Source organism: Coprococcus sp. RTP21428st1_C9_RTP21428_210409 (genome assembly GCF_040227395.1).
GTDB classification, from domain to species: domain Bacteria; phylum Bacillota; class Clostridia; order Lachnospirales; family Lachnospiraceae; genus Coprococcus; species Coprococcus aceti.
In genome coordinates, this window is sequence record NZ_JBEHVV010000002.1 from 26,726 (window position 1) to 43,669 (window position 16,944).

The window sequence follows — 16,944 nt, forward strand, 5'->3', positions numbered from 1 at the left end:
AACGTCCCTACAGCCGCGCCATATCTGCTGGTGTGTCAATGTCCATCAATTCAGTTTTGTTGGTGACAGGTAACTGCCTTATCTGAGATTCGTGACTGTGGACAACGACATTCCCGCCTTTTCCTTGTGGGAGAGACATAAGCTCATCAAAATATTCTTTTGGAAATATCACAGGTGATCCTGGAGTTTTGTCATAACACGTTCTCCATATATATGATGGCTCATTTTTTGCACATAATAATAGTGATGCTATAGATTCCGTCTTTATGAGTGGCTGATCGGAAGGAATAAAAGCACAGCGGTCAATATATGAACCAATTGTATCCAGACCAAGACGGATCATAGCATTCCGATATGGTGAGGAGTGAAGGATTACCGGTATACTATATTCTGTGCAAAGCTTTTCAATATCCTGGTGTATGGTGACAACAAGTCGTCTGGAAAACAAATCTTTTGTTATATCAAGTATCCACTTTATGAGCGGCTGTCCGTGATATTCAGCCATGAGTTTATTGCAGCCAAAGCGCTTTCCCTGCCCTGAAGCCATGATGATACATCCGGAATTGCCAAATGGTCTGTCAAGGTCAACAAGGAACACATCTTTATGGCTGCACAGCCAGTTCAGAAATGAGAGATCCTGTTTTCGAACAACCATAATGATCCGCTTTTTATTCATGAGTCTTTCGAAAGCTTTTTGATAATCGTATGATGTGTTTTCGAGATATCCAATTTCGTCTACAGTAATCCATGGTGCTGTTGTGTCTGCTAGGCTTTCTAAAAAAGCAATACATGTGCTGTTAAAGGCAGCTTTAATGGGTTGCATGAGGTTCTCGCAACCTGTGGCATCAGAGCAGAATCTGCCGATACGTACAACTTCACCGCTTGAGTTGTTTTTCATGTATACGCCTTCTTTTGGAACGGCCCATGATGTAATTCCGGGCATTTGTCTGTCGAAAAGTGAAGAGAGAAGAGTTGATTTGCCACTTTTCCTGTCACCGGTAATAACGATATGTTTCTTTTGGCTAGTCAGAAAAGATCTCCATATACAATTTGCTTCCGGCCTGAATACAGGCTTCTCTATATTGTTCATATTTTTTCAGCCATTCCTTTCCCTCTGGTGTTATCGTGCTCCCTCCACCTGACCTGCCGCCTGTTGTGCGGTTTGTAAGTGAAAATCCCAGCGCCTCTTCAGCGTTTTTTATCATGCGGAATGCTTTGCTGTAGGCAAGGCCCATGGACTGGGATGCTGAGCGGAGAGAACCGGTTTTTTCTATAGCCAAAAGAAGGCGGTATGGACCTTCACCAAAGAATTTCTCATCATTATCATCAAAAAATGTTATTTTAATAGCAGCTCTCAATGCATATCATCCTCCTTCATCATGACAAGCTGGCGCTTTCCCTGACGGTTGCGAAGTTCTCTGATACTGATTGTACCATAAACTTTGGACAGAAGCATTTCCATTTCCTCAATGGGTGTTTTATCGGGATATACTTCACCGATCAGCTTGGATTCAGATAAAACCAGAAGAGTGTTGCAGTAATTTAATGCAAGTGATGAATCGTGAAGCGTTACCAGAGACACCGCGCGGTTTTGTTCAACATAGCTGCACAGAAGTTTCATGATCTGGTAGCGCAGTCTGAAGTCCAGTGCACTTTCCGGTTCGTCCAGGAGTAAAAGCTTCCGTTTGGCCACAAATGTACGTGCCAGCAGGGCAAGCTGTTTTTGCCCCTCGCTCAATGTCTGGAAATTATCGTTTATCCGTGAATCAAGGCCGACCATTGCAAGAACTTCATGAGCTTTTCCTTTCATGGTATCAGTAGGGGGCTGAAGCAGCTTAAGCTCTGGGTTAAATCCCATCATGACAACATCCAAGAGAGATATGTCTATGGATATGCCGCTTTTTTGAGGGATATATCCACATAGCTGTGCTAGTTTTTTGTGAGGAATATGTTCCAGCTGGAGATTATCTAACTCGCAGCAGCCACTATGTGGAATCAAATTGGCAATAGCTTTGATAAGGGTTGTCTTGCCACAGCCATTCTCGCCAAGTATACCAACAATTGTACCTTCTTCTGCAGAAAAGCTGATATTATTTATCACATTTTGCACATCTGGGGTGTTGGTGCGGCTGCTGTGGTGGTAGCCGGCTGACAGATCGCATATGTTTAATATACTCATTTTACAGGTTTCCTCCTTATGCATAGATAGATAAGAAACGGTGCTCCTACGATACTTGTGAATATACTGACCGGCAGTTCTGTGGAACATACACTGCGGGCAAGGATATCGCCGAAAGTGAGAAGACATCCACCTATAAGACCACTCAGAAGCATAGTTGATAAGCGGTTATTTTTGAGCAGCATTCTGGCTCCGTGCGGAGCCAGCAAAGAAATAAAGCTGATAAGTCCTGTCATGCTGATCACACTTGAAGTTGCCAGGGTTGCGATCAAAAGAACCAGCATTCGCATCTGGTTAACATGCACTCCAAGCATTTGGCCCTCTGCGTCATCAAGGGAGAGCATTATGATCTGCCTGTACAACAGGAACATTATCAGCAGACAGACAGCGCACAGTATTACATTTGAACCAATGGAATATATGCTTATGCCATTAAGACTTCCCATGATCCAGTATTCAATTGATGCTAATTGTTTTTCAGGGTCGGCAGTCAGCTTCAGACACACAAGAGCGGTCTGGGCAAGACTGTGTACTGCTATGCCTGCCAGTACTATGCTTTTTCCATCACGTTCATATGTCAGAGATGACAGAAGCAGAACCAGTATCACACAGCATATGGCTCCGGCAAAAGCGGATATGGTTACAGACATTGTTCCCGACAAAAACAGAATGCCAAATGCGGCACCAGCGCTTGCACCTGAGGATACACCTATGATGTCTGGAGAAGCCAATGGATTCTTAAATACAGTCTGATATACAAATCCTGCTATGCCGAGAACAAATCCTCCTATACAGCCGATGATTCCGCGGCTTGCGCGAAGCGTGAGAAATACACGCCACTGCATGTCATCACCTTGCAGCAATCCATTCAGTGTAAGAGGATATTTTCCGACAAAAAAAGAAAATATACTGAGAGCCGCCAGAATGACAGCTCCCAGTATAATAGTTATTGTTGCTTTGTTTTTATTTTTACGCTTGTTATTAGTTGTTGATTCCATAGAATGTTTCATAATAATTTGTCATTTCAGTTGTATATGTGTCAGCTGATACCTGATCAGGATGAAGGATTCCTGCAAGCCATACAGATGCCAGGATTCCTGCAGGTACCGGACTGTCCAATGCCTCAACATCTCCAGGAATAGCATATACGTGGCTGTTTTTTACAGCAGTGCATTCTGCAAGGTTTGGATCGTTCATTACGTCATCTACTGTATATTCGGCATCAGATGCGATTATTATATAAGAAGGATCCCATGCAAGAAGCTGCTCATAGCTTATCTCGGCCCAGTATGAGTCTGTGATAGAATCAGCTGCATTTTTTCCACCAGCAAGCTCTATGATGCTTGACTGATACATAGAAGGACCGGCAGTAGACAAGAATGATGAGTTGCCGGCAAGGTATACACTTTCAGGTTCTACGCCAGACAGAGCTGAAGTAAGCATATTCTTCTGAGAATCTATATATGCGAGCAGCTTTGCAGCTTCTGAATTGGTGTTAGTTGCCGTAGCTATGGTGTTGATCATTTCTGTCATAAGATCCTGACTTTCAGGATTGACGAGCAGTACTGTGATACCGAGGTCTGTCAGGCTCTGGGCTGCATCCTTCAGTTTCATTGGCAGAATAACCAGATCAGGTGAAAGAGCAGCACATGTCTCAAGGTTGAACTCTTTGGCAGTTCCAACATTAGGCAGCTCTGTCAGTTCTGGTGCAGCAAGCTTATAAATAGGGCGCTTGTCTGCTTTTGCCTCAATACCGACAACCTTATCCTTGAGACCAAGAGCGATCAGAAGGCTTGAAGAAATATAGTAGCCACTCACGATAGAAGATGGCTCTTTTTCAATTGTAACTTCACGGCCGGCCTGGTCAGTAACTGTTACAGGGTAGACAGTCTGTTCAGCATCTGCTTCAGTGGAAGACTCTTCAGAAGATAATTCTTCAGATACTTCTTCACTGGAAGCTGATTCGGATACTGAAGCAGCTGTGGTGCTTTCCGTAGTACTCTGTGTTGTCGTAGCACTGTCTGTACCACAGGCTGTAAGTACTGCCAGCATGGTACAGATAAGGATGATAGATAGTTGCTTTTTAAAACTTGTTTTCATGAATTCAATGTTCCTTTCGTTATTCTTGAAATAATACAACGGTATTGTAACAAAGCATCTTTTCAAAGACAAGCTGTTTTAATATAATATATTTTGAAAAATTGTGTTTATATGTTAAAAGGAGCTTTTATGGTAACAATACAGAATTATGTACGCGCACAAAGTATTGATGAGGCATATGAACTGAATCAGAAAAAGGGAAGCTGTATTATCGGAGGAATGCTCTGGACAAAAATGCAGGATCGCCTGATACAGACAGCCATAGATATGTGTGATCTGGGACTTGATAAGATTGAAGAAAGAGAAGACGAATTCATTATTGGTGCAATGACATCACTCCGTCAGATAGAACTGCATGACGGATTAAACAAATATACACATGGTGCAGTATGCGAAGCGGTGAAGGATATTGTGGGGGTTCAGTTTCGAAATCTCGCCACGATTGGCGGAAGCATATGGGGACGTTTCGGATTTTCGGACATTCTGACAGTTTTTTTAGCTATGGATGCATTTGTGGAGCTTTATCATGGTGGTATGATTCCTCTCAGGGAATTTGTCAACATGAAGCAGGACAGGGATGTGATTGTACATCTGATCATCAGGAAAACTCCCGGGGTTTTTGCTTATGCATCAGTCCGCAATCAGAGAACAGATTTCCCTGTCATTGCCTGTTCAGCATCATGCGTGGATGGAGAATACCGTCTGGCTGTGGGCGCAAGGCCTGGAAGGGCGATACTTGTTCTGGATGAAGAAGGCTTGCTCACAGGGGGACTTTCAGATGATACAGAGAAAGCATTTGCCAATTGGGTTTCTGACAAGGTTCCGGTTGGAAGCAATCATCGTGCTGGCGCAGAATACAGAAGCCGCCTGATACGTGTGCTTGGACAGAGATTATTGAAAAAAATTGAGGAGGAGCAGCAGTGGAAATAAAAGTTAAATTAAATGGAAAATTAGTCTCGGGAAATATAGCTCCTGATATGCTCCTTATAGATTTTCTGCGCGATCATGGCTGTTATAGTGTGAAACGCGGCTGTGAGACGTCAAATTGTGGTCTGTGTACAGTGCTCATGGATCAGACTCCTGTCCTTTCCTGTTCGATGCTTGCTGCCAGGGCAGATGGACACGAGGTGCAGACCCTTGAGGGTCTTCAGGATGAGGCGGCAGAATTTGCCGGGTTCATTGCTGATCAGGGTGCTGACCAATGTGGTTTCTGCAACCCGGGTTTTGTGATGAATACAATAGCTCTTCTCAGAGAAAATCCTGATCCATCGGATGATGAGATCAGGGCATATCTTGCCGGAAATCTGTGCAGATGTTCCGGATATGAGGGACAACTGAGAGGAATCCGAAATTACTTAGACAGTAGAATTCCTGCAGATGACAGACAGTAAAGGGGTGAACTCATGGAACATAAAAAATATAATGTAGTTAATAAATCCGTTAGAAAAAAAGATTCTATGCAGTTACTTCTTGGCAAACCGGTATATGTGGATGATATCACTCCCGGTGATGCACTTGTTGTGAAACTGCTTCGCAGTCCACATGCGAATGCCATTGTGGAGGATATAAATGTCTCCATAGCAAAAAAAATACCCGGAATAGTAGATATTTACACATGGCAGGATGTGCCAAATAGCCGGTTTGCAATAGCAGGACAGACATATCCTGAGCCGTCACCGTATGACAGACTCATTATGGACCGCCATGTGAGGTGTGTGGGCGATGTGGTTGCCATCATAGCAGCTGAGGATGAAAAGTCAGCAATCAAGGCTATGAAACTCATAAAGGTAAAATATAAAATCTTAGAGCCTGTTCTGGATTTCCGCAAGGCAAAGGATAATGACATATTGGTTCATCCTGAGGACGACTGGTTCCCGCCGGTTCAGGTAGGAGGCGATCCGAAACGCAACTTGGTTGCAAGCGAAGTAGGCGGTGATGGCGATGTTGATGCCGTTATAGCGGACTGTGATGAGGTGCTGGAGAACAGATATCATATGAGAGCCTTTAACCAGGCTATGATGGAGACTTTTCGAACGTATACACACCTTGACCGTTATGGAAGGCTTCATGTAATTTCTTCTACACAGATCGTGTTTCATGTACGTCGTATTTTGTCAAGAGCGCTTGGCATTCCAAAGAGCAGGATCAGAGTGGAAAAACCACGTATAGGAGGCGGATTTGGAGCAAAGCAGACAGCGGTAAGTGAGGTGTATCCTGCATTTGTGACCATGAAGACAGGACGTGCGGCCAAGATCATATTTACGAGACAGGAAAGTCAGATCGCAGGTTCACCGCGCCATGAGATGGAGGTGAGTGTTCGTCTGGGAGCAGACCGCGATGGACATATAAGGGGACTTGATCTGTATACGCTGTCCAACACAGGAGCGTATGGGGAGCATGGACCTACAACAGTCGGACTTAGCGGGCATAAGTCAATTCCATTATATACGGGAGGTCTTGAGGCATATAGGTTTGGATATGATGTTGTATATACGAACACTATGGCGGCTGGTGCATACAGAGGCTATGGGGCTACACAGGGAATCTTCGCACTTGAGTCTGCGGTGAATGAACTTGCGGAGAAACTGGGGATAGATCCGACCGTGATCCGTGAGCAGAATATGCTGCGCGAGGGAATGAAGATGCCTGCGTATTATGGTGAAACTGCAAATGCGTGTGCTCTTGACAGATGTATGGCCAGATGCAAGGAGATATTTAACTGGGATGATAAATACCCTGTCAGGGACATGGGAAACGGAAAAGTCAGGGCTGCAGGAGTGGCAATGGCCATGCAGGGTTCTTGTATATCGAATGTGGATGTGGGATCTGCAACGGTCAAGCTTGCGGATGATGGTACATTTAACCTGATAATCGGTGCTGCAGATATGGGAACCGGATGTGATACTATCCTTGCACAGATGGTTGCGGAGTGCATGGACTGCTCGGTTGATGACGTGGCGGTATTTGGAGCAGACACAGATGCTTCACCGTATGATTCCGGCTCATATGCTTCATCCACTACGTATGTAACAGGAAAGGCTGTGGAGCTTGCATGTGATAAATTGAAAAAGAAGCTGTGCGCAATTGCAGCAGGAATGCTTGGATGTGAACAGGATGAAATGTATTTCGAAAATGGCAGGGCATATCGGACAGGAACAGATCAAAGCGTTTCTTTGGCTGATGTAAGTGTTAAGGATCAGGTCGCAAATGATATTGCCGCTGTAGCTACAGTCTCTCATTCGTCTCCGGTTTCGCCTCCTCCATATATGGTCGGAATGGTTGAGATAGAACTTGACAGATATACAGGAGAAGTGAAGATATTGGATTATGCTGCAGTCGTGGATTGTGGCATAGCCATAAATCCGGCACTGGCACGTGTTCAGGCGGAGGGAGGCATAGTTCAGGGAATCGGACACACTCTGTTTGAGAACATCACCTACAATGCGAAGGGATGCCCGATAGAGTCGAGTTTCATGCAATACAAGATACCAACCCGTCTGGATATGGGACATTTGAGAGTGGAATTTGAAAACAGCTATGAGCCTACAGGTCCTTTTGGAGCCAAATCGATAGGGGAAATAGTTATCAACACTCCGGCACCTGCTATTGCACATGCCATATACAGGGCGACAGGTGTATGGCACAGAGAACTGCCGATTACACCGGAGAAGATTCTTATGTCCATGCCGGAAGAGTGATTGGAGATAACATAAGCAGAATAACAGAATCTGTAATATGAAAAAAATATACAGGAGAAAACAACAGATGAAAAATAAGTTTAAACTTTCAGAAACAGCATTCCAGCTTGATGGAAGGATGCCTCTTTCCCAGGCGATACCTCTTGGACTTCAGCATGTCCTTGCAATGTTTGTCGGAAATTTGACACCATTATTGATTATCACAGGAGCATGCGGACTGGTCGGTGGTGAATTTGCTGATCTTCAGCTTTCACTGCTTCAGAACGCAATGCTTATCGCGGGAGTTGTCACCCTGATACAGCTTTTCTCAATAGGACCTGTTGGAGGAAAGGTGCCGATCATTATGGGTACATCTTCAGGTTTTATAGGAGTATTCAACAGCGTGGCGGCAACCATGGGCGGTGGAGTGCTTGCGTATGGTGCGATTATGGGGGCATCCATTATCGGTGGCCTGTTTGAGACTGTGCTTGGCTTTTTCCTGAAGCCATTGCGCAGGTTTTTCCCGGCTGTTGTAACAGGTACAGTGGTTTTATCCATTGGACTCAGCCTTATATCGGTGGGAATAAATTCGTTTGGAGGTGGAAATAATGCCGCAGACTTTGGCTCCATGGAGAACCTTCTGCTTGCATTATTTGTCCTTGTGGTTATTCTTTTCTTTAAGCACTGGACAAAAGGATTTTTAAGTTCGTCATCTATTCTTTTTGGAATAATCGCAGGTTATATCGCAGCGATCATAATGGGACTTGTTCTTCCGAGAACAGGTATAACTGCTGATGGTGTGGAATATACAAAAGCCTGGGTGCTGAACTGGGACAAGGTGAAAGATGCTTCCTGGTTTGCGATTCCACAGCTCATGCCTGTAAAACCGGTGTTTGATGTGCGCGCAATACTTCCCGTTCTCATAATGTTTATTGTAACAGCGGTGGAGACTGTAGGCGATATATCAGGTGTTATGGAAGGTGGTCTTGGAAGGGAAGCCACAGACAAGGAACTTTCAGGTGGTGTGATGTGTGACGGTCTGGGTTCATCTCTTGCAGCTGTGTTTGGAGTCCTTCCAAATACATCGTTCAGCCAGAATGTGGGACTTGTAGCCATGACTAAGGTCGTCAACAGATTTGCGCTTGCAACAGGAGCGATATTCCTGATATTATGTGGCCTTTGCCCTAAACTTGCAGCACTGGTATCGATCATGCCTCAGTCAGTGCTTGGCGGAGCTGCGGTTATGATGTTTTCTTCGATAGTTATCAGTGGTATTCAGCTCATAACAAAGGAACCATTAAGCGCACGCAACCTGTCCATAGTTTCGGTAGCACTGGGCGTGGGCTATGGAATGGGAGCCAATCCTGGTATTCTAGCAAATGCTCCTCAGCTGCTCCAGCTTGTTTTTGGAGGCTCAGGAATTGTTCCTGCGGCAATGGTTGCAATTCTGCTTAATATTATACTGCCTAAAGAAAAGTAGTAATAAGGAACGTCCCTGTTATATATAACAAAAAGTTGCGCTACAAAAGTAGTTGTTGATAACAAAAAAATATGCTAACATAAAAATAGTAGTTTCCGAATGTATGTTCGACATAGTATAATATATACTGTATATACATTTGAGACTGCTATTTTTTAGCATGAAGAAAAATATATAGTAATAAAACATATTCGGTATGGAGGAGAAGTTATGTACCTTGTGATAGACGTAGGCGGAACATTTATAAAGCATTGTGTGATGGACAGAGATGCTGAGATTATGGAGAAGAACAAGGTTCCGACTCCCGGAAGATTTGGGAATGGTTTAGATAATATACAGCAGGGACTCGATGCATTTCTTGACGTAATTCAGGGCATATATGATGACTATAAGATAAAATATGATATACAGGGAATAGCTATTTCACTTCCTGGACAGGTGGATGTGGATAACGGAATCTGTTATGCCGGCGGAGCGTTGCCATACCTTGACAAAGCACATGTAGGCGAGCTTGTAAGCGAGAGATGCGATGGACTTAAGGTAGCGCTTGAGAACGACGGCAAATGTGCAGCATTGTCGGAGATATGGCAGGGAAATGCAAAGGACTATAGCAGCGCAGTTGTATTGGTATTTGGCACAGGTGTCGGTGGAGGAATAGTCATAGACAGAAAGATACTCCACGGCAGAGGTATGGTTGCCGGTGAGATGTCGTACCTGTTTGAGGATGTGAACAGGGATAATATAGACAAACTTGTACCGCTTGAGGCGAATCTCAAGAATACAAAGAAACATGTAAAACTTCCGGACAATGTCACCTGGACGATGCAGGCATCGGTAAGCTCACTCAGAAGAGATGTGGCAGCAGTCAAGGGCATGAGGGAAGATGAAGTGTCAGGTGAGATGATATATGAGTGGGAGACTGCCGGTGATAAGGCGGTCATAGATGTGCTTGAGGACTGGTATCTGAACATCGCGAAGCACTGCATGAATATACATGTCATTCTTGCACCGGACATCATACTCCTTGGAGGTGGAATCAGTGCGGAACCGAGGTTCATACAGGGCGTGAAGAAGTACGTGGATAAGCTTGCAAAATTTTCAGTGATCTATAATGAGATGCAGGTTGGACTGTGCAAATTTGGCAACGATTCCAATCTCATAGGAGCACTTTTCAACTATCTTCAGAAGTATGAGGGTGCCCACTAGATAAGAAAACGGAGATCATATCAGGATGAAACACAATGACGGAAAAGAGACGGACATCAGAATGAAGCACAATGACGAAAAAGAGACGGACATCAGAATGAGCGCAGAAAAGAGTAAAGAAAGAAGCATAGAAAAAAGCATAGAAAAAGGCAAAGAAAAAGGCAAAGAAACGAATACAGAAAAGAACACCGATTATAGAAAAAAATCGCACGAGATGGATATGTTAAATGGTTCACTGGCGCTTAAGATGCTTATATTTGCCATGCCACTTGCCGCCAGCAGTATACTGCAGCAGCTTTTCAATTCGGCAGATGTAGCTGTGGCAGGAAGATTTGCAGGAAGTGATGCCCTGGCGGCCGTTGGAAGCAATGCGGCGGTTGTTGCCCTGTTTGTGAATGTGTTCGTGGGGCTTTCAGTGGGTGTGAATGTTCTTGTGGCCCATTATATAGGCCAGAACAAAAAAGATTCCATAAGCAGGTGTGTGCATACCAGCGTGAAGTTTGCCCTTATATGCGGAATAGTTATGCTTGTTGCGGGAATGTTTGTGGCAAGACCGATTCTTGAGGCCATAGATACCCCTGAGAGGGTGCTGGATCAGGCTGTACTTTATTTGAGGATATACTTTGTGGGAATGCCGTTTATCATACTTTATAATTTTGGAGCGGCTGTGCTCAGAGCTATAGGTGATACAAGGCGTCCGCTTTACTGCCTGATAGTTTCAGGTGTACTCAATGTTGTACTCAACCTGTTCTTCGTGTGTGTGTGTAAACTTGGAGTGGCAGGCGTCGGCATGGCAACGGTCATATCAAATGTTGTCAGTACGGGAATAGTCATGTATATATTGATGCATGAGGAAGGTCCACTCAGACTCGATATAAAGAATATACGAATAGATAAAGTGTGCCTGAGAAAGATACTCAGGATAGGAGCTCCATCAGCGATACAGACGGCAGTTTTCTCATTGTCAAATGTGCTGATACAGGGCGGAATCAACAGCTTTGGTCCTGATGCTGTGGCAGGCTCATCCACGGGTCTTAATTTTGAATATTTTGCATATTTTGTCATATCCGCATACGCACAGGCAGCAGTGACATTTGTGAGCCAGAATTATGGTGCAGGTGAGAAGGAGAGATGCAGAAAAGCTCTCAGGATTGCCATGTTAGAGGGCATGCTTATGACGGCTGTGTTCAGCAGTGTCATGATGCTTTCAGGGGATTTTCTTGTGAGATTTTATACAACAGATACAGAGGTTATAAAGTATGCACTTATAAGAATGAAGCATGTCATGCTCCTTGAGGCGATGACAGGAACATATGAGATGACAGCTGCGGCACTCAGAGGCCTTGGCAGATCCATGCTGCCGGCTATTATAACAGTTGTGGGTTCAGTAGTGTTCAGGATCATATGGATATATACGGTGTTTGCGCGATATCATTCTTTTGGCATGCTTTTGAACGTGTATATAGTTTCATGGATAATAACAGGTACGGCGATGATAATCGCATACATACTCGTATCGAGGAAAGTGCTGGGGCATACACGGGCCGGCGGGACGGCTGCTGTATAGTATGTGACCCAAGGCACATAAGCATCAGAAAGAGAAGATTAAGACTGAGCAAGAAGTGACAGGGGGATTGACTGTGGATAGGGATAAGAAAGATAGAACGTATATTGCGATAGATCTGAAATCCTTCTTTGCATCGGTTGAATGTGTTGAGCGCGGACTTGATCCACTGACCACCAATCTGGTAGTGGCAGATGCGTCGAGAACAGAGAAGACCATATGTCTTGCTGTTTCCCCGTCGCTGAAGAGCTATGGTATACCTGGAAGAGCCAGACTGTTCGAGGTGGTGCAGAGGCTTAAGGAGGTCAATGCCAGCAGGAGAACATTTTCACCCGGTGGAAATTTTTCCGGGGAGAGCTGCGATTCCAATGAGCTTGCGGAGCATAATGAATTTGCGGTTTCGTATATAGCCGCTCCGCCACGTATGGCATATTACATGAAGTACAGTACGGATATATATAACATCTATCTGAAGTATGTAGCACCAGAGGATATGCATGTGTATTCCATAGATGAGGTGTTCATGGATGTGACGGATTATCTTGGGATATATAAGATGAGTCCGCACGATCTTGCCATGACGATCATACAGGATGTGCTTGCACAGACCGGTATAACAGCAACAGCAGGGATAGGAACGAACCTCTACCTGTGTAAGATAGCGATGGATGTTGAGGCAAAGCATATAGCCCCGGATAAGGATGGAGTCAGGATAGCAAGTCTTGATGAAATGTCGTACAGACAGAAGCTGTGGAATCACAGACCGCTCACAGATTTCTGGAGAGTGGGAAAAGGATATGCGAGAAAACTTGAGAGTCATGGACTTTATACAATGGGTGATATCGCCAGATGCTCACTGGGACATGACGATGAGTATTACAACGAAGATCTGCTGTACAGATTATTTGGTATAAATGCAGAGCTGCTCATAGATCATGCATGGGGCTGGGAGCCTTGTACCATTGCAGATATCAAGGCTTACAAGCCGGAGAGGAACAGCATAGGTTCAGGACAGGTGTTGTCATGCCCATACGAATATGAAAAAGCCAGACTTATTATCCGTGAGATGACGGATCTGCTCGTGCTGGATCTTGTGGATAAGAATGTCAAGACAGATCAGATGGTCATAACAGTGGGGTATGATATAGATAATCTCAAAAAGAACGCTGCGGGAGCGAAATTTTCCGGAGAGATACAGACAGATATGTATGGGAGAAAGATACCGAAAAGTGCCCATGGAACGGTGAATCTTGGAGAGTATACATCATCTACACAGGTCATCATGGATGCGGTGACCGGATTGTTTGAAGAGATCGTAGATCCTTTATTGTATGTCAGAAGGATATATGTCACGGCGAACAATATCATATCGAATACTGCGGCACATGAGAAACAGTCAGCAAGGCAGCTCAGTCTGTTTGATGATTTTGGAGACGGGGCAGCAGAGACGGAGAAAAAGCAGCAGGATATGAAGCGGGAGCAGAGCATGCAGAAAGCGATGATAGAGCTCAAGAAGAAATTTGGCAAAAATGCAGTCCTTAAGGGAATGAATCTTGAGGAGGGCGGTACGACGATAGAGAGGAACGGACAGATAGGCGGTCACAAGGCTTAGGAGGGGCTTATGGAAGATAATTACGATGACATAATACAGCTTCCACATCACGTGTCCTCTGTTCATCCGCACATGTCTATCCATGACAGAGCAGCACAGTTTGCCCCGTTTGCCGCACTCACAGGACATGGAGCAGCCATAGCGGAGACTGCAAGGCTCACCGATGAGAAGTTGGAGCTGGATGAGAGTCAGAAAATGGTTCTTGATCAGAAACTGTTGAATATAATGCATAATGCAGACAAAAAATGTGTGAGTATAGAGTATTTTGTAAAGGATGACAGAAAAGCTGGTGGAAGATACGAACATGTGTCGGGATATATACGCAATGTTGACGTATATGGGAAAAAGATAGTTATGGAAGACAGAACCGAGATACCGATAGATGATATATATGATTTAAATATTGATCAGAATGGAGATGTATATTTGCATGAATAGAGAGACTATGGTGATAGCACACAGAGGAGCGAGTGCCCTTGCGCCTCATGAGAATACACTTGAAGCGTTTCAGATAGCTATAGATCTGAAGGCGGATATGGCGGAGTTCGATGTGAGGAAAACCAGTGATAATATACTCATAGTATTTCATGATGGAACTATAGACGGCAGAAAGATAGGAGATATGACATACAACAGGATCAACGATATTGCATCAAAAGAAGGCTACAGAGTGCCTACGCTTGACGAAGTCCTGGAACTCTGCAGCGGAAAGATATGTCTTGATATAGAATTAAAGGAGAGCGGATACGAGAGGCGTGTCATAGATCTTGTCAAGGGGAGATTTGGATACGGTGAGTTCTCGATAAAATCCTTCAAGGACAAAGTGTCGTACAATGTGAAGGCCATAGACCCGAGGATAAAGACCGGACTGCTCGTCGGTAAGAAAAAGGCTAAGCTCGGTGTCAGATTGAATGAGTATTTTCCTGAGAGAAGAATGAGACGGTGTAAAGCGGATTTTATATCGCCGAATTATCTTCTCTGCACGAAGAAATTTGTGAAGAGAATGAAGCGTAAGCACATACCGGTATATGTGTGGACTGTGAATGATCCACACTGGATGAGACGTATGTGCAGACTGGGCGTAGATGCAGTGATAACAGACCGCCCGGATATAATGCGTTGAAAGACCTAGAAATATTTGTTATATTATTCTACAGGTGGAGGAGTTGTACATAGGAGGATAATATGAGCAAAGTACTATACTTTGATTACGCGGCATTCTGCGTGTTTACTCTTATCATGGTCTCAGTCATCATGAAGAAGATGACCAGAGGCAAATTAAACAGGCAGTTTCAATTTGTTCTGACCATTGCAATGGTTGCCACAGCGTTTGATATAGGCGCCATCGCATTTGACAATATGGGTGAAAGGCATGTAGTCACCCAATACATATTCCATACGGGATATCTCTTTTTCCATGTCGTTTCATCGGCTATGTATGCCGCTTATGTGGTGAACATAGTGGATGCCATACATATATTCAGAGGTAAAGTGAAGAGTTTCATACTGGCACTTCCAACGTTGCTGTGCATGACCATGCTCGGAGTTAATTTTTTCACTCCGTGTGTATTCAGTATAGGCGGACAGGGAGAGTACAGAAGAGAGTTTTTCATGACATTTCTGTATGCTGCCGGAATATTTTATATGATTCTGGGCTTCATGGTTGTTACGAGATATCACAGGAGACTTACAAGAGGAAGATTTGTATCAACCATAGCGATATTCCCATTGGTTGTTGTTGCGGCCGTATTTCAGATGTTTAACCCGGATATTCCGATTGAGATGTTTGCAAATGCGATTGGATTACTGTTCGTTGCGTTGCTGATACAGAGTCCGGAGCAGGTTATAAGCAGTGCCACGGGCCTGAACAAGATCACAAGATACATGGACGACGTGAGAAATTCTCTGGATAATGGCCTTGATATAACGGTAGTTATGATAACTATGGAGAATGACAAGACTCTTCGCGGGATTCTGGGAGTTGAGGAATATCATAAGCTGCTCAGGGAGATCTCTGAAGACTTTTTAGAGTGGAGCAGACCATACGGATATGATGTTGAGTGGTATTATCTGGGAACCGGAATGTTCAGATGTGTCATGAATCAGCGTATCAAGGATCAGGCTGAGGATTTTGCGGAGCGGATAAACGAGAAGCTGAAGAAGGGATATAAGTATAATGATATGTTTATAAATCTATTGCCGATAATATGTATCACCAGATGTCCTCAGGATATAGAGGATGTTGACAGTGTGATGCGGTTTGGCGGTGAGCTTGCTGAGCACGAGTATACAGGCCGTGTTCTCTATGCCAGAGATATCTATAACAAGGAAAGATATGATCTGATGCGGGACATGGACATGATACTTGAAAAGGCATTTGCCGAGAACAGGTTTGAGGTTTACTATCAGCCGATATACAGCATAGATTCTGGAAAATATAACAGTGCTGAGGCACTTCTGAGATTAAATGATGATATGTATGGATACATTTCGCCGGAGATATTTATCCCTGCTGCGGAGGAGAATGGAATGATCCATAAGATAGGTAAGTTCGTCCTTGAAGAGGTGTGCCGTTTCATAACTGGAGAGAAATTCAAGAATCTCGGACTGGAATATGTTGAGGTGAATCTGTCGGTTATCCAGTGCATGAGCAGTGAGTTATCAGAAGACGTGCGGGCGGTGATGGAGCGTTACGGAGTCAGCAATGAGCAGATAAATCTTGAGATTACTGAGACTGCGGCTGCCTATGCTCAGACGACAATAATGGACAATATCAACAGTCTCACAGATTATGGTATTGCATTCTCACTTGACGATTTTGGAACAGGTTATTCCAATATGAAGAGGATAGCATCCATGCCGTTTGCGATAGTTAAGCTGGACAAGACATTTGCGGATATAGACACAGATGACAAGATGATGAAGGTTGTCAAGAACACCATAAGCATGGTTAAGGATATGAATATGAAGATCGTAGTGGAAGGCGTGGAGACGGAGGAATCCCTCAGGGAGTTCAGCAATCTTGGAGTGAATTACATTCAGGGCTATTATTTCTCAAGACCATTGTCACAGGATAAGTTCATATCAGAGGTGAAGAGAGTTAACCAGAGCTAAGAGAAAGGACGG

At 44.2% G+C, this 16,944-nt stretch carries 15 protein-coding genes; 10 read left to right on the forward strand and 5 right to left on the reverse strand.

What is annotated here, in order from left to right; all coding sequences use genetic code 11:
• Positions 1–7: 7 nt before the first annotated feature.
• From ABUA34_RS00680 to ABUA34_RS00700, 5 genes are read right to left on the reverse strand one after another with little or no spacing between them, the layout of a single operon-like run.
• A complete protein-coding gene (locus ABUA34_RS00680) occupies positions 8–1,090 on the reverse strand; it encodes an NTP transferase domain-containing protein (RefSeq protein ID WP_349822679.1) in 1,083 nt (360 codons plus the stop codon).
• On the reverse strand, positions 1,023–1,358 hold the full coding sequence (locus tag ABUA34_RS00685; RefSeq protein WP_349822680.1) for a winged helix-turn-helix domain-containing protein: 336 nt from the start codon (positions 1,356–1,358) through the stop codon (positions 1,023–1,025). The genes ABUA34_RS00680 and ABUA34_RS00685 overlap by 68 nt, the downstream gene beginning before the upstream one ends.
• Positions 1,355–2,179 (reverse strand): ABC transporter ATP-binding protein, encoded by an 825-nt coding sequence (locus ABUA34_RS00690; RefSeq protein WP_349822681.1) that lies wholly within the window; start codon positions 2,177–2,179, stop codon positions 1,355–1,357. Before ABUA34_RS00690 ends, ABUA34_RS00685 begins: the two co-directional genes overlap by 4 nt.
• Positions 2,176–3,189: a FecCD family ABC transporter permease gene (locus tag ABUA34_RS00695; RefSeq protein ID WP_243147849.1), complete on the reverse strand. Its 1,014-nt coding sequence runs from the start codon at positions 3,187–3,189 to the stop codon at positions 2,176–2,178. Before ABUA34_RS00695 ends, ABUA34_RS00690 begins: the two co-directional genes overlap by 4 nt.
• The gene (locus ABUA34_RS00700) at positions 3,161–4,279 is read right to left on the reverse strand and encodes an ABC transporter substrate-binding protein (protein ID WP_161171754.1); all 1,119 of its coding nucleotides are present in this window, start codon (positions 4,277–4,279) and stop codon (positions 3,161–3,163) included. Before ABUA34_RS00700 ends, ABUA34_RS00695 begins: the two co-directional genes overlap by 29 nt.
• A 129-nt stretch (positions 4,280–4,408) precedes the next feature.
• On the opposite strand from ABUA34_RS00700, the gene ABUA34_RS00705 reads away from it, so the two are divergent.
• The 10 genes from ABUA34_RS00705 to ABUA34_RS00750 all read left to right on the forward strand — a co-directional run bounded on the left by ABUA34_RS00705 (position 4,409) and on the right by ABUA34_RS00750 (position 16,932).
• Positions 4,409–5,209, forward strand: coding sequence for an FAD binding domain-containing protein (locus ABUA34_RS00705; RefSeq protein ID WP_161171755.1), 801 nt, complete (start codon positions 4,409–4,411; stop codon positions 5,207–5,209).
• The gene (locus ABUA34_RS00710; RefSeq protein ID WP_161171756.1) at positions 5,200–5,670 is read left to right on the forward strand and encodes a 2Fe-2S iron-sulfur cluster-binding protein; all 471 of its coding nucleotides are present in this window, start codon (positions 5,200–5,202) and stop codon (positions 5,668–5,670) included. The genes ABUA34_RS00705 and ABUA34_RS00710 overlap by 10 nt, the downstream gene beginning before the upstream one ends.
• A 12-nt stretch (positions 5,671–5,682) precedes the next feature.
• Entirely contained in the window at positions 5,683–7,977 is a 2,295-nt protein-coding gene (locus tag ABUA34_RS00715) for a xanthine dehydrogenase family protein molybdopterin-binding subunit (protein WP_349822682.1), read from the forward strand.
• A gap of 67 nt (positions 7,978–8,044) precedes the next feature.
• Complete coding sequence (locus ABUA34_RS00720) at positions 8,045–9,436, forward strand: uracil-xanthine permease family protein (RefSeq protein WP_022216044.1); 1,392 nt, start codon at positions 8,045–8,047, stop codon at positions 9,434–9,436.
• A 210-nt stretch (positions 9,437–9,646) separates the two neighbouring features.
• Entirely contained in the window at positions 9,647–10,642 is a 996-nt protein-coding gene (locus tag ABUA34_RS00725; RefSeq protein WP_349822683.1) for an ROK family protein, read from the forward strand.
• 25 nt (positions 10,643–10,667) lie between these two features.
• Complete coding sequence (locus ABUA34_RS00730) at positions 10,668–12,209, forward strand: MATE family efflux transporter (protein WP_349822684.1); 1,542 nt, start codon at positions 10,668–10,670, stop codon at positions 12,207–12,209.
• 73 nt (positions 12,210–12,282) lie between these two features.
• Positions 12,283–13,818: a Y-family DNA polymerase gene (locus ABUA34_RS00735; protein ID WP_349822685.1), complete on the forward strand. Its 1,536-nt coding sequence runs from the start codon at positions 12,283–12,285 to the stop codon at positions 13,816–13,818.
• 9 nt (positions 13,819–13,827) lie between these two features.
• Entirely contained in the window at positions 13,828–14,256 is a 429-nt protein-coding gene (locus tag ABUA34_RS00740) for a YolD-like family protein (RefSeq protein ID WP_055144164.1), read from the forward strand.
• The gene (locus tag ABUA34_RS00745) at positions 14,249–14,941 is read left to right on the forward strand and encodes a glycerophosphodiester phosphodiesterase (protein WP_055222819.1); all 693 of its coding nucleotides are present in this window, start codon (positions 14,249–14,251) and stop codon (positions 14,939–14,941) included. The genes ABUA34_RS00740 and ABUA34_RS00745 overlap by 8 nt, the downstream gene beginning before the upstream one ends.
• A gap of 62 nt (positions 14,942–15,003) precedes the next feature.
• Complete coding sequence (locus ABUA34_RS00750; RefSeq protein ID WP_349822686.1) at positions 15,004–16,932, forward strand: EAL domain-containing protein; 1,929 nt, start codon at positions 15,004–15,006, stop codon at positions 16,930–16,932.
• Positions 16,933–16,944 lie beyond the last annotated feature (12 nt).